The organism is Mucilaginibacter metallidurans, assembly GCF_003286435.2.
GTDB lineage: Bacteria > Bacteroidota > Bacteroidia > Sphingobacteriales > Sphingobacteriaceae > Mucilaginibacter > Mucilaginibacter gossypii.
Window position 1 is genome coordinate 4,747,756 of record NZ_CP043449.1, and the last position, 24,274, is coordinate 4,772,029.

24 protein-coding genes are annotated in these 24,274 nt (G+C 43.5%); 10 read left to right on the top strand and 14 right to left on the bottom strand.

Translation table 11 applies throughout. From position 1 onward, the window contains the following. Nucleotides 1–60: 60 nt before the first annotated feature. The 5 genes from rlmH (at nucleotide 61) to DIU38_RS20045 (ending at nucleotide 2,736) form a co-directional block, all read left to right on the top strand. Nucleotides 61–534, top strand: a complete 474-nt coding sequence (gene rlmH / locus DIU38_RS20025) for a 23S rRNA (pseudouridine(1915)-N(3))-methyltransferase RlmH (protein ID WP_112652724.1) — start codon at nucleotides 61–63, stop codon at nucleotides 532–534. Nucleotides 535–712: 178 nt separating this feature from the next. Further along, nucleotides 713–1,651, top strand: coding sequence for a cation diffusion facilitator family transporter (locus tag DIU38_RS20030; RefSeq protein ID WP_112652710.1), 939 nt, complete (start codon nucleotides 713–715; stop codon nucleotides 1,649–1,651). Nucleotides 1,652–1,717: 66 nt separating this feature from the next. Beyond that, nucleotides 1,718–1,999, top strand: a complete 282-nt coding sequence (locus tag DIU38_RS20035) for a hypothetical protein (protein WP_112652711.1) — start codon at nucleotides 1,718–1,720, stop codon at nucleotides 1,997–1,999. 64 nt (nucleotides 2,000–2,063) lie between these two features. Continuing rightward, nucleotides 2,064–2,471: a Dabb family protein gene (locus DIU38_RS20040; protein ID WP_091172094.1), complete on the top strand. Its 408-nt coding sequence runs from the start codon at nucleotides 2,064–2,066 to the stop codon at nucleotides 2,469–2,471. Further along, nucleotides 2,464–2,736 (top strand): hypothetical protein, encoded by a 273-nt coding sequence (locus DIU38_RS20045; RefSeq protein WP_091172092.1) that lies wholly within the window; start codon nucleotides 2,464–2,466, stop codon nucleotides 2,734–2,736. The genes DIU38_RS20040 and DIU38_RS20045 overlap by 8 nt, the downstream gene beginning before the upstream one ends. A gap of 27 nt (nucleotides 2,737–2,763) precedes the next feature. Here the strand turns inward: DIU38_RS20045 and DIU38_RS20050 are convergent, their stop codons facing one another. The 3 genes from DIU38_RS20050 to DIU38_RS20060 all read right to left on the bottom strand — a co-directional run bounded on the left by DIU38_RS20050 (nucleotide 2,764) and on the right by DIU38_RS20060 (nucleotide 4,382). Further along, nucleotides 2,764–3,270 (bottom strand): DUF5606 family protein, encoded by a 507-nt coding sequence (locus tag DIU38_RS20050; protein WP_167516233.1) that lies wholly within the window; start codon nucleotides 3,268–3,270, stop codon nucleotides 2,764–2,766. Between the two features lie 78 nt (nucleotides 3,271–3,348). Next, a complete protein-coding gene (locus DIU38_RS20055; RefSeq protein ID WP_090534226.1) occupies nucleotides 3,349–3,786 on the bottom strand; it encodes a peptidylprolyl isomerase in 438 nt (145 codons plus the stop codon). A gap of 92 nt (nucleotides 3,787–3,878) precedes the next feature. Then, the gene (locus DIU38_RS20060) at nucleotides 3,879–4,382 is read right to left on the bottom strand and encodes a hypothetical protein (protein WP_112652712.1); all 504 of its coding nucleotides are present in this window, start codon (nucleotides 4,380–4,382) and stop codon (nucleotides 3,879–3,881) included. 275 nt (nucleotides 4,383–4,657) lie between these two features. On the opposite strand from DIU38_RS20060, the gene DIU38_RS20065 reads away from it, so the two are divergent. Further along, entirely contained in the window at nucleotides 4,658–5,839 is a 1,182-nt protein-coding gene (locus tag DIU38_RS20065; protein ID WP_112652713.1) for an asparagine synthetase B, read from the top strand. 283 nt (nucleotides 5,840–6,122) lie between these two features. Here DIU38_RS20065 and DIU38_RS20070 read toward each other — a convergent pair whose 3' ends face one another. From DIU38_RS20070 to DIU38_RS34495, 7 genes are all read right to left on the bottom strand, one after another. Continuing rightward, on the bottom strand, nucleotides 6,123–7,661 hold the full coding sequence (locus DIU38_RS20070) for a serine hydrolase domain-containing protein (RefSeq protein WP_208057752.1): 1,539 nt from the start codon (nucleotides 7,659–7,661) through the stop codon (nucleotides 6,123–6,125). Nucleotides 7,662–7,945: 284 nt separating this feature from the next. Next, nucleotides 7,946–8,824 carry a succinate--CoA ligase subunit alpha gene (gene sucD, locus DIU38_RS20075; protein WP_090534235.1) on the bottom strand — a complete coding sequence of 293 codons (879 nt, stop codon included), beginning with the start codon at nucleotides 8,822–8,824 and terminating at the stop codon, nucleotides 7,946–7,948. Nucleotides 8,825–9,213: 389 nt separating this feature from the next. Continuing rightward, nucleotides 9,214–10,440 (bottom strand): C4-dicarboxylate transporter DctA, encoded by a 1,227-nt coding sequence (gene dctA, locus DIU38_RS20080; protein ID WP_112652715.1) that lies wholly within the window; start codon nucleotides 10,438–10,440, stop codon nucleotides 9,214–9,216. A gap of 133 nt (nucleotides 10,441–10,573) precedes the next feature. After that, a complete protein-coding gene (locus tag DIU38_RS20085; protein ID WP_112652716.1) occupies nucleotides 10,574–11,350 on the bottom strand; it encodes a hypothetical protein in 777 nt (258 codons plus the stop codon). Between the two features lie 337 nt (nucleotides 11,351–11,687). Further along, nucleotides 11,688–12,488: a hypothetical protein gene (locus DIU38_RS20090; protein ID WP_112652718.1), complete on the bottom strand. Its 801-nt coding sequence runs from the start codon at nucleotides 12,486–12,488 to the stop codon at nucleotides 11,688–11,690. Between the two features lie 317 nt (nucleotides 12,489–12,805). Next, complete coding sequence (locus tag DIU38_RS34490; protein ID WP_149354133.1) at nucleotides 12,806–13,846, bottom strand: glycoside hydrolase family 31 protein; 1,041 nt, start codon at nucleotides 13,844–13,846, stop codon at nucleotides 12,806–12,808. A 20-nt stretch (nucleotides 13,847–13,866) separates the two neighbouring features. Beyond that, nucleotides 13,867–15,069, bottom strand: coding sequence for a glycoside hydrolase family 31 protein (locus DIU38_RS34495; RefSeq protein ID WP_149354134.1), 1,203 nt, complete (start codon nucleotides 15,067–15,069; stop codon nucleotides 13,867–13,869). A 1,130-nt stretch (nucleotides 15,070–16,199) separates the two neighbouring features. Here DIU38_RS34495 and DIU38_RS20105 point away from each other — a divergent pair. Beyond that, nucleotides 16,200–16,586: a hypothetical protein gene (locus DIU38_RS20105; RefSeq protein WP_112658916.1), complete on the top strand. Its 387-nt coding sequence runs from the start codon at nucleotides 16,200–16,202 to the stop codon at nucleotides 16,584–16,586. Nucleotides 16,587–16,662: 76 nt separating this feature from the next. Here the strand turns inward: DIU38_RS20105 and DIU38_RS20110 are convergent, their stop codons facing one another. Next, nucleotides 16,663–17,565 (bottom strand): nucleotidyltransferase family protein, encoded by a 903-nt coding sequence (locus tag DIU38_RS20110; protein ID WP_090534248.1) that lies wholly within the window; start codon nucleotides 17,563–17,565, stop codon nucleotides 16,663–16,665. 96 nt (nucleotides 17,566–17,661) lie between these two features. Next, nucleotides 17,662–18,777 (bottom strand): M42 family metallopeptidase, encoded by a 1,116-nt coding sequence (locus DIU38_RS20115; RefSeq protein WP_112658918.1) that lies wholly within the window; start codon nucleotides 18,775–18,777, stop codon nucleotides 17,662–17,664. A gap of 243 nt (nucleotides 18,778–19,020) precedes the next feature. On the opposite strand from DIU38_RS20115, the gene DIU38_RS20120 reads away from it, so the two are divergent. Next, nucleotides 19,021–19,917, top strand: coding sequence for a DUF6340 family protein (locus DIU38_RS20120; protein WP_146750450.1), 897 nt, complete (start codon nucleotides 19,021–19,023; stop codon nucleotides 19,915–19,917). A gap of 67 nt (nucleotides 19,918–19,984) precedes the next feature. Here the strand turns inward: DIU38_RS20120 and DIU38_RS20125 are convergent, their stop codons facing one another. Further along, nucleotides 19,985–20,419, bottom strand: a complete 435-nt coding sequence (locus DIU38_RS20125) for a GNAT family N-acetyltransferase (protein WP_112658942.1) — start codon at nucleotides 20,417–20,419, stop codon at nucleotides 19,985–19,987. A gap of 185 nt (nucleotides 20,420–20,604) precedes the next feature. Next, the gene (locus DIU38_RS20130) at nucleotides 20,605–22,146 is read right to left on the bottom strand and encodes an acyl-CoA carboxylase subunit beta (protein WP_217633227.1); all 1,542 of its coding nucleotides are present in this window, start codon (nucleotides 22,144–22,146) and stop codon (nucleotides 20,605–20,607) included. Nucleotides 22,147–22,252: 106 nt separating this feature from the next. On the opposite strand from DIU38_RS20130, the gene DIU38_RS20135 reads away from it, so the two are divergent. Together DIU38_RS20135 and DIU38_RS20140 are read left to right on the top strand one after the other, a co-directional pair. After that, complete coding sequence (locus tag DIU38_RS20135) at nucleotides 22,253–22,585, top strand: hypothetical protein (RefSeq protein WP_091172064.1); 333 nt, start codon at nucleotides 22,253–22,255, stop codon at nucleotides 22,583–22,585. A gap of 82 nt (nucleotides 22,586–22,667) precedes the next feature. Next, nucleotides 22,668–24,272 carry a SulP family inorganic anion transporter gene (locus DIU38_RS20140; RefSeq protein ID WP_223266110.1) on the top strand — a complete coding sequence of 535 codons (1,605 nt, stop codon included), beginning with the start codon at nucleotides 22,668–22,670 and terminating at the stop codon, nucleotides 24,270–24,272. Nucleotides 24,273–24,274: the final 2 nt, after the last annotated feature.

Here is a 24,274-nt window from a genome sequence, read left to right on the forward strand (position 1 = left end):
CAGATAAATTCAACCAAAATAAACACATATATTTTAAATAAACGTTTATTTGTTTCAGATATGAAGATCACGTTCCTTACCGTTGGAAAAACAGAGGATGCCTACCTGAAGGAAGGCATTAATAAATATGTAAAACGGCTAAAACACTATACCAAACTGGAGCTTGCCGAAATCCCCGAGCTGAAGAACACCAAAGCCCTGAGCCCCGAGCAGCAAAAGGCCAAAGAAGCCGAGTTGATTCTCAAGAAAATCACCCCGCTTGATTTTGTGATCCTGATGGATGAAAAAGGGACGGAATTTACATCAAGCCAGTTTGCAGCCTATATCAATAAAAAAGAAGTTACCACATCTGCCAATTTAATATTCATCATAGGCGGGCCTTATGGTTTTGATACTTCCGTTTACCAGCGGGCTAACGACAAGCTCTCTCTCTCGCGCATGACATTTTCGCACCAAATGGTACGCCTGTTTTTTGTGGAGCAACTGTACAGGGCATATACTATTATGAAGGGAGAGCCTTATCATCATGAGTAAAACCGGGATTTGGGGAGATTTTCCGGATCACAGGATTTTTTCAATACTTGCTACTAAAGCTGAAAATAAAGTCCTGTAAATCCTTACATCCGTTTAATCCGGGTTCAGAAAATGAACAATAGATGAATCTGCATATTTGCACATCCTCACATCTGAAATTTTCCCCTACCTTTGCTAAATGTCAGCAGGTCACGATCATTCACACTCACATTCGCACGGGCACCATCATCACGACCATGCCCCTAAGCTTGGTCATTTAAATTCGGCTTTTATTTGGGGCATCGTACTTAACTCGGTGTTTGTGGTGGTTGAGGCTATTACAGGTTTTATTACCCACTCTTTGTCACTGTTAACCGACGCAGGTCATAACCTGAGCGATGTGGCCTCGCTCGCATTAGCCTTACTTGCTTTTAAACTCACCAAAGTAAGCGCTAATAGTAAGTATACCTACGGCTATAAGCGGTCGACTATCATCGTATCTTTTTTTAACGCGGTAATATTATTTGCAGCCGTTGGTTTTATTATTTATGAGGCTATTACGCGCTTCATGAACCCCGAAATAGTATCGGGCGGCACCATGGCCTGGGTTGCTTTTATAGGCATTGGCATTAACGCTTTTACAGCCTGGCTGTTTGTGAAAGATAAAGATACCGACCTCAATATTAAAGGCGCTTACCTGCACATGGCTGTTGATGCCATAGTATCCTTTGGAGTGGTGATATCTGGTATTATCATATACTTTACCAAACTGTACTGGATTGACAGCGCAGTGAGCCTGATAATTGGTTTTGTGATATTACGCGGCACCTGGAGCCTGCTTACAGCCAGCCTGCGTTTGGAAATGGACGGCGTACCTGCCGAAATGGACCTTGACAAGATCAAAGCCGAACTTAAAAAAGCCAAAGGTGTGGTTGATGTTCACCACATGCACGTTTGGGCACTCAGCACCACCGAAAACGCACTTACTGCCCACCTGGTGATCAAACCCGAAGCAATGCCCGATTTTGATAATATCAAGCATGATCTCCGTCATCGGCTGGAGCATCTTGATATCAGCCACAGTACCTTTGAACCCGAATTTTCGGAAGAAGGGTGTAAGCAGCCGGAGTGTTTATAGGCTACTTCTTCATATTTCATAAAACCCCTCAGTTTTCTTATTTTTAAGGTAAACAATTACCTTAAAATGAGCAAAGCCCAAACCTTAAAAGTACTATCCGTTATCACCTTTCTTGAAATCGTCGGAATGGTGGTATGGCCAATTATATTGGGCTGGGGCCAGCTTATGAGCTCGGCGGGACTGCTGCTTTCCGTAATATTCGTTTTTCCGCTTATTTACTATGTGGTTTTTATCATATTCCTGTCCCGTTATGCGCAAAGAGACGTGCAGGATCAGAACATAGGGCTTGTAATATTTTTAAATGTGCTGCCTGTTATTGCGCTGCTTTATGTTTTGGATGTGTTTTGATTGAAACAACTTATAAACCTTTTAAATAATTCTTACTACCTTGAAAGCGATTATTTAACCTGTCATGAAATCAACCCGAAGAAAATTTATAACCACAACAGCGGCACTGGCTGCAGGTACAGTTACAGCATCGGCAATATCGCTGAAAGAGCAAAAAGAGGAATGGCCAATAGTTCACCATGTATTTTTCTGGCTTAAAAATCCGGGATCAACAGAAGACCGCGATAAACTGGTAGCGGGTGTTAAAACCCTTGCCAAAATTGAAACCGTGCGCAAACTTCGTGTAGGTATTGTAGCCAGTACCGAAAAACGCGACGTAGTAGATAACTCCTGGGCGGTATCCGAGCTGATGTTTTTCAGCGACCTGGCCGGACAGGCAACCTATCAAACCCACCCTATCCACCTGGAGTTTATTAAAAACTGCAGCCACCTTTGGGAAAAGGTTATTGTTTATGATGCGATGGATGTTTAATTTCAAAAACCTATTTACCGCGAAACAAGTCTGCGCCGACATTATTACTCCGGAGGAAACACCACTTTTAAAAAGAAGGCCAGCGCCCGGCGCAATAAAAGAAGCGTTGAATCATGCTAACGGTTGGGTGTATGAAATAGACGCCACATTTGAGCATGATGTAAACGTGCCGCCGCAAGCTATCAAAGGCGCCTGGAAAGTGGATTCAAGTGGAATAATTGAAGGAGATTTTATCCCCAATCCTAATTATTTAGCTAAGAAGTAAAATATATCTTAAACTAAAAAAAGCCGATTATTCGGCTTTTTTTGTGGCTTTTTTAGCTTTTGCTTTTGGAGTTGCTGGTTCAGCTTCCGGTTCAGCTGTTACAGCTTCGGCAACGGGTTCTTCTGCAACCGGGGCAGGTGCCTGGGTAGGATCGGCCTCTTCAAAAATTGGAAGCGGCTTTAATATCTGGAACCAGGCTATTACCTTTTTAATATCCGATGAGTAAACTTTCTCTTCGTCATGATCAGGCGCTACTTCATAAAAGAAGGTACGCAATGCTTTTCCATCGGCTTTAACATCAGGTATGTTTGATGCTGATTTCATGCGCTCAAGCACATCAGTTAACCTGATATCATCCTCAACACCAAAAATGGTGATCTCACTTAAAGCAGCTAATTTGGCTGTAGAAAGGTTGGCTATCAGCTTTGTTTTCTGTGCATCTAAACTTTCCAGCACATAGCCGGTTTTATTTTGTGCCAAAGCTTTCCATAAACCCGGTTTTCCTGATACCGATACAATTCCCTGTAAATTCATATATTTTTTGTTGGGGCTGATTAGATGAGTAGTTTATTATGTTTAACCAATAAACTACTCACCTCATCAACTACTCACTTAATCTTCAATAACTTCGATTCCTAAAATTTTATCTCCCTGGCGAATAGCGTCAACAACGTCAACATTTTCAATCACTTTACCAAAAACGGTGTGGTTACGGTCAAGGTGGGCAGTGTTTGTGCGGTTGTGGCAAATGAAAAACTGTGAGCCACCAGTGTTGCGGCCTGCATGTGCCATTGAAAGCACACCACGGTCATGGTATTGGTTGTTGCCGGTAAGCTCGCAATCAATTTTGTAGCCTGGACCACCAGCACCGGTACCGGTTGGATCGCCGCCCTGAATCATAAAATTAGGGATAACACGGTGAAATATCACGTTATCATAAAAGTTTGATTTTGCTAATTTTTTAAAGTTAGCAACGGTATTAGGGGCATCCTGATCGTAAAACTCTACGGTCATGTCGCCTTTTTCGGTTTTGATTATTGCTTTGCTCATGTTTTTGTTTTTTTGAAAACAGTTGGCAAAGGTAATAAAATAGAAGGTTAAAGGCGAAAGGTAAAAAGCGAAAGGTTTGCAATATTTATTGGTTACCAGGGTGTAAAAGTTATGGTAAGTACTTTTTCTTTTGGCGAATAACTAATCTCGCCTTTGCTTTTTGAATCAAACATTTTAATTTCCAAAAGCGGCTTTTTATAATCTTTACCCAATTCGGCCAATTGGGCAAAAAACCAGTCGAGTCCTTCCTGATCACCTAAAGTATTAGCAAACCAGGCCAGTTTTTGCAGTTCGGCAAGGTTCACTTTTTCGTCGGCCGTAAAAACGTAAGTCCACTTAACTATTGCCAGCTCATCGGGCTTGCCAATTAGTTGGGCCCGGCTTCCATTGGCATCTGTTGCGACAAAATTTGGTAGCAGGCTGATATCTGTGTCCTGCTTAAAAACAAGACTACTATCGGCTTCTGTAAGCTTTTTAATCAACACATTACGATTGAGGCGCATACCCTTACTTCCATTCTGCGCGTACGCGGCCAAACAGGATATTGATAAAATACCGACAAGGAAAATATTTCTGATAGTAACAGATAAACTCATTTAAGGACCGGATTTAACAACGCCATAAAACTAAAACAACATGCATAAAGCCAGAAGCCCTTATGTGTTAAAAATGGTTAAAATACATTAGCCCTTTATTCGTTACATTTGATAACCCGGCAGTAAACAAATCAACAAGGATCGTGAATAATTCATCAGGCAATAACTTTTCACCTCTTACATTTCGTCTTTTACTTATAAAGCTAAAGTTCCTTTTACCTTTCGCCTTTTACCTTTTACCTTTTACGTCGAGGGCTGCATCTATATTAATTCCTATGGATGATGAGCAAAAGGACCATCTCAAATCGTACGGGATAGCTTTCTGGGTGCTCAAAAACGGCGAAGAAGTCGACTGGCTGCTCAACTATCGTGGTGGCAGTTTCATGATGAAGTACGGCCAAAAAGTTGAGGAAGAATGCAAGATTCGCGGGGTGAGCTACGAAGTTATTGCCGATGCCAAAGCCACCGAAATTATTACCGAAGTAAGCGATCCATCGGTAAATATGGACCTGGTTAAACTGGAGAAAGCCCCCCGCATGGCGGTTTACTCCCCCAAAAACAAGCTGCCCTGGGATGATGCAGTTACCTTGGTTTTAAAATATGCCGAAATTCCGTACGACGTAGTTTACGACGAAGAGGTGATCCACGGCGAATTACCCAAGTATGACTGGCTGCACCTGCACCATGAGGATTTTACGGGGCAATACAGCAAGTTTTACGGTGCGTTCCGTTATGCGCAATGGTATACCGATGATATCAAGATCCAGGAGGCCATGGCCCATAAACTGGGCTTTAGCAAGGTATCAAAAATGAAGCTGGCCGTAGCCCAAAACATCCGCGATTTTTGCGCAGGCGGCGGCTTCCTGTTTGCCATGTGCTCAGGTACCGATACTTTTGACATTGCACTATCGGCTGCTAACACAGATATCTGCGAACGTATGTTCGACGGTGATGCTGCCGACCAGGACGCGCAATCCAAACTCGATTTTAGTCAAACGTTCGCCTTTCAGAATTTTACGCTGGATATGAACCCCATTTCACATTCCTTCAGCAATATCGACGTTACCACCACCCGCCAGGTTGATCGTACCCGGGATTTCTTTACGTTGTTTGATTTTTCGGCCAAATGGGATGTTGTGCCGAGCATGCTTACGCAGGATCATGACAAAGTAATAAAAGGTTTTATGGGCTTAACTACGGCCTACAACAAAAGCATGCTCAAACCCGGCGTTACCATCATGGGCGAAATGAAAACCGCCAACGAGGCCCGCTATATTCACGGCGAATACGGCAAAGGCCAATGGACCTTTTACGGCGGCCACGACCCAGAAGACTACCAGCATGCTGTAAATGATCCGCCGACAGATCTTAAGCTTCATCCCAATTCTCCTGGCTACAGGCTGATATTAAACAATGTGCTTTTCCCGGCGGCGAAGAAGAAAAAGCAGAAGACGTGATTGCTTTTAAAAGATGTATAATAAAAATGTCATTGCGAGCGAAGCGTGGCAACCGCACGGAGGCATAGCCGCTCTGTATAGCATGCGATTGCTTCGTCGTTCCTTCTCGCAATGACATTTTTTTGAGATTCCTACTTGCACTCATTTGCAAACAAGCTTTATACTCGAGCCCGTTTGTAACGAGTGCGCAACCTGGGTTTGCGTTTGTAACGCAAGAGGCAATGCAATCACCAAACCATATTAAGCGCGCTCGTCACAAACGAGCCCAAGATTTTAACAATTATTACTGCACCACATCAAAATGAAACTCCTGCACCAATGGCGGGTTTTCGGGTGTAAGTGTAAAACTCACTTTGATATTTCCAGTTTCACATTTGATTATAAAATAACCGCGCAACTGGTTCTCGGCAACAATATCACCGGCGCTTATTATTCTGCCCGTTTTTGCAAAAGCTTCCGTTGCGGCTGCTTGAAGTTTATCGGGGAAATAATCCATAAAAAAGTTATCAGCAAAAATGCCACTTTCTTTAGCCTTGCTCCAATCAGCGATGACTTTAAGCAGATCATTTTTACGTTGCTCTAATATGGCTGATGACGGCAATTGCCGTGGTTTTATACCCGAAAGAGCCAATAAAGTATCCAGAGCCTGGTTATTGGGATAACCAGCACGGGCATAAGTCAGGTTGGCAAACGAAACAACGCCCACACCGTACTCCGGCAAGATATTCCACTGACTGCCGAAACCCGGTAAGCCCCCTGTATGACCAATGTATACGCGGTTATCACAATCCTTTGCCCAACGTAAACCGTAGGCATAGGCACTTACATTGGGACATGGCCTTCCTGTGGTTGTTTTAGCATTTACAGTTAAATAATTCACATCCCAGGGGTATTGCATTTCCCGGATAGAACTGCGTTTTACAGGCAGGGCTTCGGCATCATCGCGCGGGGGCCAGGCATCCATATGTACAGCCATGTATTTGCTAAAATCCTCAATAGTGGTTATCAGGCCGCCCATCGCACCGTAAGCCCCGTCATGCAGCAGAGGCTGTTCAATCCATTTACCATCAAGCCAGCGATAGCCATGCGCCAGTTTATCTTTGGGCACTTTGGTATATTCCCAATAGGTATGTATCATACCTAACGGTTTAAGGATATTTTCTGTGATGTATTGCTCGTAAGTTTTGCCCGATACTTTTTTGATGATATATCCCAGCGTAGCAAAACCAAGGTTGCTGTACTCATAGCCCTGACCAGGATTATTGGAAAATGAAATGCCTTTTTTGTATAGCGCCAGGAGTTCTTCATCGCTAACTGCAAGTTGCCTGTCGCCCCATGGGTTATCTTCCGGGTAACCTGCTGTATGCGTAAGCAGATGCCTTACGGTTACAGGGACAGCATCTTTGGTCAAATATTTCAACCCCTTCATCTCGGGGATATAAATATAAGCCGGATCATCCAGTTTTAGCTTGCCCTCATCCCTGAGTTTTAGGATAGCCATAGCGGTAAGGCTTTTGGTCATGGAGGCGATCCGAAAATCCGACGATGAATCGGCCTTGATCCTAGCATCAATATCGGTATACCCTAAACCACCGCTGTGCACCAGTTTACCATCAACCACAATGCCATACACCAATCCCGGCCAGTGATTATCTTCAGCATATTTTTTATAAAGCTGATCGATGACAGGGAACGTAGCCCGGATTTTTTTTAACCTGTCGGGATCAGTAAACGTTGCGGGCTTGTAGGGTTGGGCAGTGGAGGTGTAACTTACTGTAGCCAACAAGAGGGCAAAAGCGGATTTAAGTAGATTTTTGACCATATACATAGATACGGAAAAATTGTCTGAATCTGAATTGCAGAATCCTATCGCTTTGAGCTATTTCATCCATTTGAATACTGTTAATAAAATATGTCATTGCAAACGCAGCGTGGCTAGGCATAACCGCCCTGTATAGCATGCGATTGCTTCGTCGTTCCTCCTCGCAATGACATATTTTTTGAGATTTAAGAAGTAATCATCTTAAACTAAAAAATCCCGGCCAAATCATGACCGGGATCTTCAATATTAAAAAGCTTTTCGCTTTCGGCTTTTCGCCTTAAGCTTTACGCTAACTTAGCCAATTCTTCTGCCATGGCAGCGCCAATTTCAGCCGGCGACTCAACCACGCGGATCCCGCACTCGGCCATGATCTTCATTTTAGCAGCAGCTGTATCATCAGCACCACCTACTATAGCACCAGCGTGGCCCATACGGCGGCCCGGAGGCGCTGTTTGGCCAGCAATGAAACCAACAACCGGTTTAGTACCGTTTGCTTTGATCCAGCGGGCAGCATCAGCTTCCATGTTTCCGCCAATTTCACCAATCATAATGATACCATGAGTTTCCGGATCGTTCATTAATAACTCAACAGCTTCTTTCGTTGGTGTACCAATGATCGGGTCGCCACCGATACCGATAGCTGTAGTGATACCCAAACCGGCTTTAACCACCTGGTCAACCGCTTCATAAGTTAAAGTACCTGATTTTGAAACCACGCCAACGTTACCTTTTTTGAAAATAAAGCCAGGCATGATACCAATTTTGCTCTCATCAGCAGTAATGATGCCCGGACAGTTAGGACCAATCAGGCGTGCATCCTTATCTGTAAGATATTCTTTTACTGCAATCATATCCTTTGTAGGGATACCTTCAGTGATACAAACAATAACCTTAATGCCGGCTTCAGCAGCTTCCATAATAGCATCTGCACCAAAAGCAGGAGGTACAAAAATGATGGATACATCGGCACCGGTTGCAACAACGGCATCTTTAACCGTGTTAAAAACCGGCCTGTCTAAATGGGTCTGACCACCTTTACCTGGTGTAACACCACCAACTAACTGAGTGCCATAAGCAATCATTTGCTCGGCATGGTATGAACCCTCTTTACCGGTGAAACCTTGTACAATAACTTTTGAATCTTTATTTACGAGTACACTCATTGGTTTTTTCGTTTTAGTACGGCAAAGCTAAAGTTTTTGCCCGAATGTCAAACCCTATTGTAATCTAAATTTATATGTTAACATAAAAGTGACTTTTAGAGAGGAATGGATGTGGTTACAGGGTGTTTACGTGTTTTAAGTTTTTTATGATTATAAAGTTCCCGTTGAATAAAACTGCCAACTGAAAACTATCTACTGCCAACTAAATTAGGGCGTTGCCTGCGGCCCAGGCTATTTGTCTGAACTCGAATTAAATTAATTTTAGCAATTTATTGAATTTGCTTTTCATTCTGGTAGATTCGGGTTCAGACAAAAAAAACCGTAAATCAAAAAAATCCTTCAAATCCCGGTTCAGACAAAACCCGAACTCGAACATCCGAATTCCGAAATCATTCTCTTGGGGCAAACTCCCCCTCACTCTTCGCAATCACAATTGTCGCCACACCATTGCCAATTACATTGGTAATGGCCCGCGCTTCCGACATAAACCTGTCGACCCCTATTAATATCGCCAAACCTTCAACCGGGATTATTTTGATGGCTGTGAGCGTGCTGGTGAGCACAATAAAACCGCTTCCGGTTACACCTGCTGCTCCTTTGGAAGTGATCATCAGGATCCCGATAATCGTTAACTCCTGCCCTAATGAAAGCGGGATATTAAACACCTGCGCCAGGAATATCACGCACATGGACAAGTAAATCGTAGTGCCATCCAAATTAAAAGAATACCCCGTGGGGATCACCAAACCAACAACCGATTTTGAACAGCCAAACTTCTCCATTTTCTCCATCATAGCAGGTAAAGCAGATTCGGATGAGGATGTACCAAGCACGATCAGGATCTCTTGCCTGATGTATTTCAGATATTCCCAAAGGCTGAACTTAAACAGCCGGCAAATAATATTCAATACTACAAATATGAACAGGAACATGGTCAGATAAACCGAGCCCATCAACAAAGCCAGCGGTTTAAGGGTTTGGATACCATATTTGCTTACCGTAAAAGCCATCCCTGCAAAGGCCCCTATCGGCGCCACCTTCATCACTATTTTCATGATATTAAAAAACACTTTCGAAAGTTTATCAAATAGCTGGATAACCGCTTCGCCACTTTTACCCATCCGGCTTAACCCAAAACCAAACAGTATCGCAAAAAACAAGATCTGCAAAATATCGCCTTCAGCAAAAGCTTTAAACATATTTGAGGGGACTATATGGGCAATAAAATCGCCCCAGTGCATTTCGGCGGCAGCTTTTTCGTAAACGGCTAATTTGCCGGTATCCATTTTTGCAGCATGGTTTTCAAAACCTGCACCAGGCTTAATAATATTGGCTACGGTAACGCCGATGACAAGCGCGAAGGTGGTTACGATCTCGAAATACAACAAAGCTTTACCACCTACCCTGCCCACTTTTTTCATATCGCTCATGCCGGCAATGCCCAGCACAATGGTTAAAAATATGATAGGCGCAATTAACATGGTGATCAGACTGATAAACGTTTTGCTGATGAGTTCGGCAGTTGGGGCAAAGCCTTTAACGTATAAGCCGGCCACTACCCCAAGGGCAATGGCAATAAGTACCTGGAAAGTTAGGTTTGATAAGAGGCGTTTCATGATTGATCCCCCGGCGCCCTAAAGGGGGAGCAACAGGATGGGACGGCAATATAATAAGTTATTGTTTCAGGCACAAAAAAGCCCCGTACCGGAAACCGGCACAGGGCATAATTTATTGATTGAAAGATCGTGATTATGCAGGTGTTGATTTACCGGTTAGTAAATCAATTAAGAAAATTTTATTAAGGAAAGTTAGCTTTGCCTTGTGGTTGCCCAGGAAAACAATGGTGCCGCTGTAATCCCAGCCCCCGCCGTTTGTTTTTCCTTCCGAACGGAAAGTAGCTGTACCGCTGGTGATATCAAACTTATCGTTGCCATGTACATACAGGTTAGTGAACACGTAGGTATTATGCACCCTGCTAAACGTTTTGTATTTTGTGTATTCGTTATCAACATAGGCTTTCATCGGACCATCAAGCGAGAAGTTTGAGTTATTGGTGTTAAGGCCCCTAACCTTATATTTCTGAACAATATTGTAAACGAATGAATAACCCGGGCCACTGCCTACCGTATTTAATGAATCAACCGAATCGTAACCAACAGTTTTGTTGCCGTCACAAATAAAATAATATTTGGTACCGCCTGTTTTGGTTGCTTTTAAGGTGTCACCTTGATTAAATACTCGGTTCAGGCTGGTATCAATATAAAAACCGCAACTATACGTACTCTGTACTTTAAGCTTTGATGAGGCATTGGTTGAGGGGGTAACACCGTCGTCAAGGCTGGCCCCTCCAAAAGAACCGGCCAATGATTTTGCCAGGTTATCTGCGATTGCCGAACTGGCTACATTATCGCTTGCTTTTACAGTTGATGGATCGGATTTTACATTAATTCCTGTTTTTGTACAGGCCGAATAAAGAATAGCCACACCCGCTAATAAAGGTAATACACTGCGTAGATTTAGTTTCATAAACGTATAAGATAAAGTTTAGATCTCTTTGCCTCAATTGGCAATAAGCATACCACCAGGTAAAAAATTCGCCAAAAAACGGCCGGGATATGTGTTTTTAGGCTCATTTTCCTTTTTTATAAAACAGTTAACGATTTATACTACTGATAGCAACGGAACACAAAACACACCCACTACCTGCTTTCCCCGCTTCGGGGAAAAATACGTGGAAAATAATCCCCATTTTTTTGTCAAGTATGTCGGCTATAAAAAGCATGCCGCATTTAAAAAACCATAGCATATAAAAAACCCTGCATCCGGTTAGGGAGCAGGGCTTTTCATATATTTTAAAACCTGGTTAGTTAACTTCGCCGGTCATCAGATCGGCGGTGTAAACCGTACCGTCTATAGTGATCGTTGCTTTGTGTCCCCCTAAAAATGTTATCGTCCCTTTATAGTTCCAGACATTTTTTCCAATACTTCCTTTACTCGAAAAGGCAGCACTTCCGCTTAAAATAAAATCGGGGGCTTTTGTTGGATCAACAACAATTGATTTAAAATTGTAGTTAAACGTGCCTTCAACATTTGGCTGGTCTGTTGTAGGTTTGGTGTAGTTAACCCTGGCATAATAATTCACAGGGCCATCAAAAGAGTATTGCGCATGTTCAACACCCGGATTAAGGCTTCTGAGTATCAGGTTTTCACCCATTTTTAAAACCATTGTAAAACCGCTGCCTGCCATAGTCATATTTAAGCTATCGTTAGCAGTAACACCTGAAGGCACTCCATTGGTACAGGTAAGCTCATATTTAACCTTAGCCCAGATATCAATTTTAGAGGTATCGCTTTGATCTAAATTAAATGCTATCGTGGTATCCATTTTGGCGCCGCACTGTGGCTGAGGGTCAACAGATTGTACTTTGATCTTACCTTTTTTGTTCAAGGAAAGATCGGTTGGCATACTTAAACCGCTCTTAAAATCAAACCCGCCGTTTTCGGGGTTAAAAATACCAACAAGGCTTTGCGCAATTTGCACACTCGCTTCTTTTTTACTTACTGTACTTTGATTGTTAGGCGCCATGTTAAGCTTATGGCACGAGGTGTAAATGGCAGTAATACCGGCAAGCAGTAATACTATAATTATGTACTTGTGTTTCATGTTTAGGATTTTAATTCCGCACAAATTTACTTATTATCAATTAATTAAAGAAATTTTGAAAATATTTAAGGACAGAAAAAACTATAATGTTGTTTATACCCATTTTGAACGATGAGTACCGGCAAAAGGTTAGCCAATGTTTAGCCCACGATTTGGAGACTCCGCTGAAGCCCGCCATTCTTTAAATTTTCTATGACTATCATACCTCTCTGAGGCCGAATGGCAGGCCAGCCTGTTTTGGGCGCCTGAGCCCTTCCCGCCGCATATTACAAACCATGAGACTGGTTCAATCACTACTCAAACAAATGAAACAACAATTACAATTTCACTTCAATCTCTCCGTTTTTATTCTCTACTATTTCTTCCTGCAGCTTAACCCCATCAAAACCATGCAAAACAAATCTCAACTGCATAAACCTCGATTTAAATGAGCCTTCAACTAACGATAAACTGAGGCTCTTTTCTATGGGATTGAAACTGATAACACGTTTGTAATAAACACCCTGCTCATAATCATATGATACGCCATCATCTTCGTAATAAATAAAACTATTTGCTTCCCTGCCATTCCAGATGTGGATTCTCAAAATACCATCGCCTTTTTCATTGGTGCTTTGTACAACACTTTGCATGGGGATAATACCGCCGGCCTTAACAAATACCGGCAAATCTGTTAGCGGCGCCTGAACATTAACAATCTGTTCTCCCTCATAAAACTTATCGCTGCTTAACCTATACCACGAGCCCTGGGGCAGATAAACATCTTCGGTTAGTTTAGTGCTTTCAACAGGAGTAACCAGTATCGCGTCGCCAAACATAAATTCATTTTGAAAGCGCTCATCAAAAACATTCCCGTCAAAACTGTGCTCAATAGCTAATGTACGGCTTACCGGCAGGCCGGTTTGGGTTGATTGATAAAAGCTGCTGTAGAGGTAGGGCAGGAGTTTATACCGTTGTTCAATGTCCTTCTTAATGATCTGTTCATTATTTTTACCCCATTCCCATGGTTCGCGCATTTTACTGCCTTGTATGGCATGGTTGCGGAACATTGGGGTATATACGCCCAATGAGTTCCAGCGTACCATGAGCTCGGGCGTAGGGTTGCCGCTGAAGCCGCCGATATCCACCCCGATAAAACTCATACCTGTAATACCCAAACTATTTACCAGTCGTTGTCCTAAAAGCATATGGGCATCGGTGCCGGTGTTGTCGCCCGTCCACACGGCCGAATAGCGCTGCGTGCCCGAATAGGCGGCGCGGGTAAGTACAAACGGCCGTTTGTTTCCCATGATCTTTCTTGTGCCATCATAAGTGGCGCGGGCCATTTGCATACCATAGGCATTACGCACTTCCGGCATAAACTTATCTCCAAATTTTACTATCCAGGGGATATTTTGCCCCAGGCGGCAGGCTCGTTCATATCATTCCAGAAACCTTCAACGCCGGGTTGGGTAAGAGCGGTGAAGGCTGCTCCCCACCATTCGCGTACCTCTTCCCTGAAAAAATCCGGAAAGTGACAGCGGCCCGGCCACACATAGCCGGTATAATTTTCGCCGTCGGGATATTTGGCAAAATAATCCTGCTCAATACCCTCATCGTATTCCTTATAACCTTCTTCTACCTTAATTCCCGGATCAACAATGGTAACCAGCTTAAAGTCCATCGCCTTTAGTTTATCAAGCATTTGCTTGGGCTTAGGGAAAGTTTTTTTGTTCCAGGTGAAGATCTTGAAATCGTCCATATAGTCGATATCGCAGTACACTACATCGGCAGGGATCTGTTTTTTGCGGAAGGTTTGGGCGATGTTCAACACTTCATCGGCACTCATATAACTCCATCGGCATTGCTGGTAGCCCAGGCTCCAGAGCGGCGGCATTTCCATCCTGCCGGTAAGCCAGGTATAATCTTCAATTATTTTCGCAACACCTTGTGCCCCGAAAAAGTAGTAATTCAAATCGCCGCCATCTGCACCGAACCAGCTTGTTTCCTCATCTGTGGATGCACCAAAGTCGAAGTAGCTTTTATGGGTATTGTCGAGAAACAAACCGTAAGTTAACCCGCTGTGTAATCCTATAAAAAACGGAAAGGTTTTATACAGCGGATCGGATTCTGGCGTGTGGTTTGGCGCATCGGTATTCCAATTTACATAGGCCGCGCTACGCCTGTCGAGGTTACCGGTTTTTTCGCCCAGGCCAATAAACCGTTCACCCTCAAACAACCGGCGATAACAGATCACCCGTTCGCCCTGCCAGTTTGTACCAAAGCGGGCGTCATCTTCACTCAGCGAGTTACCTGCAGCCGTAAAAAAATTGAACCTTAAAGGCGATTTCTGAATACTGAGCTTCAAGGCTGGTGTAGTAATATCAATATTGGCCGATGACTCATCAAAATCAAAATCGGCCAGTGGCTGCCTGATTACCGCAAAGGAAGGATCATCCGGGTTGAAATTTTTACTGATGCTTACCCTGATAATTGTAGGGCTATAGATATAAACCCTTGCTTCGGCTTCGGCGGTTTTAATTGTTAAAATACCATCCTGTTGTTTAAAGCCCTGTACGTTACCTGCAATTTCTAAATTCATGCCTGTGGTGTACCCGGAATAGATAAAGGTACTTAAAGGCAACGCCGTTTGTTATGCTTGGTTTTGTAAAATGTGAGTTTGAGATAAAACGTCAACGGATTTTCCTCTTTCATTTAGCTCTCGCTCGTTTGTAACCATAGGTATTGGGAAGAAGAAAGTTGCTTTGGAAAACAAATAGAAACAATGTCATTACGTTTAAATCCGGAGGCCTCTGAAGGTGAAATGACAAAAGAGGGCCAGTCAGTCTGAGCCTGTCGAAGACTCGCGCGCAGAGGCTTACCCACCATGCTTCGACAGGCTACCCATGACAAGATAAAAAATGTGGTTTTTCGCAGCAGATCAGCTTCGGGTGAAAACGAGCAGAACGATGCTAGGCGGTGCGGCTGCAGGGCATAGCAAGTTTTTGCAGAAGTGGTGGCATTGTGTGCGAAGCGGGGCAAAATAATTGCAGCCGTGGTTCTGTTCGTTTTGCAGGGTGAAGGCCGCGCCGATGGCTATGGGGCCAGGTTGTGCGCAAAGAAGCCTCTCTGCTGCAAGCCTTTTTGGTTACTTTTGTGGCGACAAAAGTAACTGGCCCGCGCGGCCAGGAGCGCGACGATGTAAGTCAAATACTAATGAAGCCCGTTACCATCCTGTCGGGGATTGCTTCGTAACTCAGCAATGACGTGGTGGATTTGTCATTTCACCTTCAGAAGCCCCGGATTTAAACACTCAGCATGACACCCGTTTTAAGTTGTCATTGCAGCGCAGCGCGGCAATCTCGTAGCCAATGCAAGTCCGATCTGTATAGCTACGAGATTGCCACGTCGCCCCAGGGGCTTCTTCCCCTGCGGCTCCTCGCAACGACATGGTTGTTAATTGAGCTTCAAAAACGTTGCATAGATTTTTCTATTTCATCCCCGAAAACGACCAACCCGCTTTCCTGCCCGATAAACGCCCTTTAATTTTCGACCAACTTGTAAAATACTGATAATTAATGAGTTTTTGGTGTTTGCCGAATGCTTTCGGGTATTGGTCTATATCTTTTCGGTGCTGGTATAACACTTTTTAGCAGTTAAAATTAATGTTGTTCATTTGATCATTGAAAATAACAAACACAAAATATTTAACATACTTAAAAGCTCAAAATCATGAAAACTTCAATAAAATTATCAGCATTATTCTTCTTATTAAGCGCAGGTGTATTTGCTACTACAGCAGCTAAAGCCGTCGATGTAACTCCTAAAGCTAAAGAGGTTGTTACCTTTAAAGCTCTTGACCACGACCGCGGTGTTAAGTTAACGCTTGCAAAATCAGAAAACGGCCGTTCATTTGTACGCGTTTACAGCAAACAAAATGAACTTTTGCTGAAAGACGTTGTATCAACCAAAACCGATGTTGAAAGGGGTTATGTTTTAACCAACCTTGAAGATGGTGATTACATTATGGAAGTTAAAACCAATAACCAGGTAGTTAAGAAAACCCTGCACGTTTATGAAGACGGTGATCAAAAAACATTCTTTATTTACCAGGACTAATTAAGGAAGCCATATCAAACAAAAAGCTCCCGTTCGGTTGGAACGGGAGCTTTTTGTTTGAAGGAGCAAATATTAATTAGTCCCAAAGTTTTTCGGGGTAAACGCCGCCTGTAACCAGGTCGGAGATACATTTTTGCACTATTGGTTTATCTTCCTTGTAAGTAACTCCAAACCATTTTGCACCGGTTGGGATCACCTTAAAAGAGGCTGTACCATTTTTGATCAGCTTATCGGCAACCAGGGGAATAAAGAACTCCGATTTCGGGTTGTTTTCGTTAGCAGCAACAAACTCCCTGAACATATCCTCACTTTGCTTGAAAATAGCCGGTGTAAATCCCCAGAAATTCATCGATACACGTGTTTCATTATCAAGCGGATGTTCGCCGGTTGCATCTTTATAAGCTACGCTGCCGTCCTCTTTAAAATAAACTTCAGTGCGTTCGTTAATTTCAACCATGTTACCATTATCATCAACGCTGCAAACACCACGCGATACCGAGCCATAGTCAGATAATGTACGGTCAATCTGGTATCCTATTATTGAATACTGGTCGTCTTTAACGTCGGTGGTTAAAAATTTAGCCATTTTTTCAAATGAATCATAGCCGTAAAAGTCATCAGCATTGATCACACAAAAAGGCTCGTTGATCTGGTTGCGGGCTGCTAACACAGCATGGGCTGTTCCCCATGGTTTGGCACGTTCAATCTCTTTATCAATACCGAATGGCTTAAGATCAAAGCTTTGATATACATAGTCTGTTTCAATGCGGCCGGCAAGCTTAGGCTCAAAAATCGCCTTGAAGTTTTCGGCAAACTCTTCGCGTATAATAAAACTCACCTTGCCAAAGCCAGCTTTTATAGCATCATATATTGAGTAATCAATAATTGTTTCGCCGTTGGGGCCAAAGCCGTCAACTTGTTTCATACTGCCATAACGGCTGGCCATCCCTGCGGCCAATATCAGTAAGGTTGGTTTCATAGATAGTATCGGGGGTATTTGTTAAAAGCTATTTTATAATTAATGTTAATAAGGAATGGATTTTTGCCCTTATTGTTTTACAAATTGTACTTTTTGTTATTTGATGTACCTAAAGTCCTGACCGGCCTGGATATTCAGCAGAGACTCGTATATCAAACGGATCACGTTATCAACATCTTCTTTGTGGATCATCTCGACGGTAGTGTGCATATAACGTAAAGGTAATGAGATCAATGCAGATGGTACGCCGTCGTTTGAGTAAGCAAAGGCGTCGGTATCAGTCCCTGTTGACCGTGATGATGCCTGACGCTGGAACGGTATGCCCGCTTTTTGAGCACTTTCAATAAGCAGCTTATTCAGGTTGTTTTGTACTGCCGGAGCATATGATACAACAGGGCCTTTACCGCAGGCTAAGTCGCCCTGGGTAATTTTGTTGATCATTGGCGTTTGAGTGTCATGCGTAACATCGGTAACAATAGCCACATTGGGTTTAATTTTATGCGCTATCATTTCGGCACCGCGTAAACCTATCTCCTCCTGTACCGCGTTAACTATATATAAACCGAAAGGAAGTTTTACATTGTTTTCTTTAAGTAAACGGGCAACCTCGGCAATCATGAAGCCGCCTGCACGGTTATCAAGCGCACGGCCAACATAATAACGGTCGTTAAGCACCATAAATTCATCTTCGTAAGTGATAACACAACCTACGTGGATACCCAGTTTTTCAACTTCTTCTTTTGAGGTGCAACCGCAATCTAAAAAGATATTTTTAAGGGTAGGCGCTTCTTCTTTATCACCGCCCAGGCGGGTGTGGATAGCAGGCCAGCCGAAAACAGCTTTAACCACGCCACTATCAGTATGGATATTTACACGTTTTGAAGGCGCTATCTGATGATCGGAGCCGCCATTGCGGATAACATATATTAAGCCATCGTTAGTGATGTAATTCACAAACCATGAAATTTCATCGGCATGAGCTTCAATAACTACTTTGTAATCGGCTTTGGGATTGATGATGCCAACCGCGGTGCCATAATTATCAACATAATGGGTGTCAATATAGGGCTTCAGGTATTCGAGCCAAAGCTCCTGGCCTTTCCATTCAAAACCTGTAGGTGAGGGGTTGTTGATATATTTTTCAAAAAACGCGAGGGAAGTTTCGTTTACAACGGAAGTATGCTGCGGGGCGTCAGGTTTCTTTTTAGCCATATTGAATTAATGTTTTCAATCTAAATGTAGTAATACAGCAAATATAATAAAGCTCATGACATTGCACTAAAATTAAACCGGATATAAGCGGTATATCAATTATATAAAATCAATATTAAACGTTTTTGAAAATATTTAGTCACAATGAAGGCACTGGTTTGTTTTGATACAAAAATGACCGGTTATTTCATAAAGCTTTCATGCTTATGTTATACCTTTCCGCGATATTTAATTTTTAATAAGGTGAAACTATTCAGGCTAACTTGTATCCTATTTGCGGCATGTTTTTTAACGGCATGCAGCGTACCTCAATATGTAAATGTTCCGGTTGATTACGCGCCGAAGCTGAATTTCAACAGGGCAAAAACAACCATCGTGGTCATTAACCACTACATGCCCGATTCGGCCCGTAACCGCAATAAACGCGTATTAACTACATTTAAAGCCGCCGCTTATACCGCTATAAACCATGCAGCGGTACAGCTGCATGCGCTGCCCGGTGTAAAAGTTGTACAACTGGTTGATTCGGTTAACTTTACCGCCAATACCGATTCGGTGAAGTTTCTGGCAAAAAAATACAACGCTTCTTATGTGCTCGCGTTTGAGGATTTTAAAGGCGAAACCAAATTGCAGCAGGAGTATTATAACGGCGTACCGTCGGTTTACCGGGTATCGGTGGTTAAAACCAGCTTTACCCTTTATGAAGCCAATGGCATCTACTTTAAAAGGCTAAACGGCGAGGCTGAAATAAATGATAATAATCCTTATGGTAATGCATCCAGCTTACTTGCCCATGGCGGACCTTTATTTGATGCTATCCGTAATTCGGCATTGGATGCCCTAAAGGATTACCTGCCGTACACCGACTATCATGACAGGCCCCTGTATACCAATGGCGACCAGCTAAGCAGCTCGGTAGAATTGATCAAAGCAGGAAAATTTGATCAGGCTTTCAAGGTACTAAACCCGCTTATTGACGGCCCCGATCTAAAACTGGCCAGCAGGGCTGCTTACAACCTTGCGGTGGTTTATGAGGCGCAGGGCGATATCGAGGCCGCACTTGAGGTGGCTAAGATCTCGAACCAGAAACAGCCCAATGATTTTGCCAAAGCTATTATTGTTGATTTGATGAAAGAGTAATTATAAAGCGGAAAGCAAAATGCACAAAGCCTAAAACAGTTGTGCGCTCGATAGCTTACCACTCTTGTTATTGCTGGCCTGGGGAAGGAATAAGTTGTTTTTCGAGGATCTCGTAGTCGAAGCCGTTTTTTGAAAAAAGCTTGCCGGTATGTGTGAAGCCATGTTTTAAATAGAAACCAATGGCCGATACCCTGGCATTGCACCATAATAACGCGCCTCCATTGGTAAGGGCAAAATCGGTTATATGCTCCAGCATTGCTTTACCGATGCCCATTTTCTGAACTGTTTCATCAACAGCAAATTTGCGAAACTGCCAATCGTTCCCTTTATTAAAAAGGGATACTACCGCTATGATATGATTATCTTTAAAAGCAGCAAAGTGATACCCATGGTTATCCTCCTCCATCTCCATTTCATAAAGTTTGCTTTCGGGATATAAGATACGTTGCCTTAACCGCCAGGTAAGCTCCGGACGGATTTGTTCGATAGAAATGTTTTTCATTTTTTTTGAGGCGAAAGGTAAAGGCGAAAGGTAAAAGGTTTTTTTCAAATTCGCCAAACGCAAAGCTTTTAATGGCACCGGATAGGCTAAAAGGCACAAGTAATCCCTGCACTGGCAGCCCTACAATACTTGAGCCAGAAAAAACGGACATGCAAACCTTTGGCCTTTTACCTTTCGCCTTTAACCTACAAAGGAATATTCCCGTGCTTCTTCCTCGGGTTGTTTACTACTTTATTTTCCAGCATTTTAAATGCCTGGATCAGTTTAATGCGCGTTTCGGCGGGTTCAATAACTTCATCAATAAATCCGCGTTCGGCAGCGCGGTAGGGATTGGCAAAGGTATCGGAATATAATTGTTCCATCTCCAGCCACTTGGCTTCATGGTCTTCGGCCTTCGTGATCTCCCGTTTAAAAATGATTTCGGCGGCACCTTTGGCTCCCATTACCGCAATCTCGGCCGATGGCCAGGCGAAGTTCATATCGGCACCAATATGTTTGGAATTCATTACATCATAAGCACCTCCATAAGCCTTGCGCGTAATTACAGTAACACGCGGAACGGTGGCTTCACAAAAAGCATATAATAGTTTAGCGCCATTGGTGATAATAGCATTCCATTCCTGGTCGGTACCGGGTAAAAAGCCGGGAACATCTTCAAACACCAGCAGCGGAATGTTGAAGGAATCGCAAAAGCGCACAAAACGGGCAGCCTTGGTTGATGAATGGATATCCAATACTCCGGCTAAAAAAGCGGGCTGATTGGCGACTATGCCAATGCTGCGGCCTGCCAGGCGCGCGAAGCCCACCACAATGTTTTCGGCAAAATCTTTATGCACTTCCAAAAACGAAGCTTTATCGATGATATGATCAATAACCTCGCGGATATCATAGGGTTGTGAGGCTATTGATGGCAGGATGGTGTTTAACTCGGGCCTAAGCTCGTCGCCGTTTTCGTAGGGAGCGGCAGGAGCTTTATCCTCACAATTTTGAGGCATATAGCTCAGCAGGCTTTTGATATGCTGAATGGCGGCTATTTCATTGGCACAGGCAAAATGAGTAACACCCGATTTGCTGGCGTGGGTGTTGGCGCCGCCCAGTTCTTCGGAGGTTACCACTTCATGCGTAACCGTTTTTACTACGTTAGGCCCGGTAACAAACATGTATGAGGTATGCTCAACCATTAAAATAAAATCGGTAATGGCGGGCGAGTAAACAGCACCGCCTGCGCATGGCCCCATAATAGCCGAGATTTGCGGAATAACGCCCGATGCCATGGTATTGCGGTAAAAAATATCGGCATAACCGCCAAGGGATACCACACCCTCCTGGATGCGCGCACCGCCCGAGTCATTAAGGCCGATAAGGGGAGCGCCATTCTTTAGGGCGAGATCCATGATCTTACAGATCTTTTCGGCATGGGTTTCGGAAAGCGAGCCACCAAACACTGTAAAATCCTGGGAAAATACGTAGGTAAGCCGTCCGTTTATGGTGCCATAACCTGTAACAACACCGTCGCCAGGATATTTTTCTTTCTCCATACCAAAATCAATGGAGCGGTGGGTAACCAGCATCCCTATCTCCTGGAACGAGCCTTCATCCAATAAAAAATGCAAACGTTCACGTGCCGTTAATTTTCCTTTTTTATGCTGACTTTCAATACGTACCGGGCCTCCGCCCTGCATGGCTTCATGACGTTTTAGCCTTAACAGATCAAGCTTTTTATCCACAATTCAGGTTGTTAGTAATTGTCTAAAAATAGTAATTATATTGTAAGAATAGCTTTTGCTTACTTATTCTGGTGGTTTAATAACGGATTTTTATATATTTGTGTTGATGAAGATCAGGAATAATAAGATATGGGTAGTGGCGCTGTTCATGACCGTCTTTGTAATAAAGATGGGCATCTCGCTTGCACCTGTTTTTTTATATCTTGATAATAAAACGGTAAGTGCGGTGATCCTACAGTTGGAGCAGGAAAGCAAAACTGAAAAAGACAGCCCCGAAAAAGACCTTGTGAAGGAGAAAAAAATCTTCGATGAGTATGACCTTCATACCATAAACTTCATCACATTTATTGCCGAAACCAAAGTTCTCCACAACCAGGAAAACGCCTTATATAAACAGGTTTATCACCCTGTAGTTCCTACACCCCCTCCAAACGCATAAGGTGAATTTAACCGGATACTTCCCTATCCGGATAGCAATGCTTTTTAATTCATTTTAACAATCTTACTCAACTTTCATTCTTATGCAAATCAAGCAAGGTGAGGCTGCTATGGGCAATCTCAACCTAAAAAAATATTTTCTGCCCAAAAATTTAAAAAGGGATATTCCTTCAAGTGTCGTTGTATTCCTGGTGGCTTTGCCGCTATGTTTAGGTATAGCGCTGGCATCAGGCGCACCGCTCTTCGCGGGCGTATTAACAGGCATTATTGGCGGTATAGTAGTAGGTACGCTTAGCGGCTCGCAACTGAGTGTGGCCGGTCCTGCGGCTGGTTTAACAGTAATTGTACTTAATGCCATTACTACGCTTGGCGCTTACGAAACCTTTTTAATGGCCCTGGTACTGGCGGGTGTTTTCCAGATCATACTTGGAATTGTTAAAGCCGGCACCATTGCCAATTACTTCCCGTCATCGGTTATTGAGGGGATGCTGGCAGCGATAGGTATTATTTTGATCATGAAGCAGTTTCCGCACGCAGTTGGCTATGATGCCGATTTTGAGGGCGATGAGGGCTTTCGCCAAATTGATGAACATAACACTTTTTCGGGTATAACACGCGCTTTCGCCAGGATAAACTATGGCGCAGTGATCATCAGCGTGGTATCCCTGGCTTTTATGATCTACTGGCCTAAGTTCAAAAAGCTGGCTATAGTTCCGGCTCCTTTATTGGTGGTACTGGCCGGTATCGGGCTAAGCCTCGCGTTTTCCGGAACAGGCCTTGCCTTGCTTGATAAGCAGTTTGTACGCATACCGCTGGTAAACAGCAGTGCCGAATTTTTTGCGCTGTTTAAATCAGCTGATTTTAGCCAGATAGGCAACAAGCAGGTTTGGATAACGGCTTTCACCATTGCGGTGGTTGCCAGTTTAGAAACACTGCTGAGCCTGGAGGCTGTAGATAAAATAGATCCAATCAAACGTATCTCGCCCACCAACCGCGAACTGCTTGCACAGGGAACCGCCAATATCGTTAGCGGTATGCTTGGCGGCTTACCCATGACGGCAGTAATTGTTCGTTCGTCGGCAAACGTAAATGCCGGTGCCCGCACTAAAGTGAGCGCCATACTGCATGGTATATTGTTATTGGTTGCTTTACTGGCGATACCGTCTTTAATTAACCATATCCCGCTGTCGTGTTTGGCAGCGATCCTGCTTATGACTGGGTATAAACTGGCCCGGATAAGCCTTTTCAAACACATGTGGCACCAAGGCTTGAGCCAGTTTATCCCTTTCGTAGTTACCATTGTGGCCGTTGTTATGACCGATTTGCTTATTGGTGTGGGCATAGGCATGCTGGTGGGGATCTTTTATATTCTGCGTACCAACCTGCGAAATCCTTATTTCTATCATCTGGAAAAAAACGGCAGCAAAAAAGTTATCAGGATTAAGCTGGCCGAGGAAGTATCCTTCCTGAACAAGGCTGCCATACAGGTAACGCTTACCAGCTTACCTCAAGGCGCCGAAGTGGTGATCGACGGATCGAACTCAAGGTACATCGATCCGGATGTGCTGGAGATCATCCACAATTACAAGCACAATGCCTATACCAAGGGCATTATTGTGCAACTGAACGAAGTAAAGGACAAGTACGATGTACCTCCTTTAAAAGAACTGGTTTATAACCCTAACTAAAA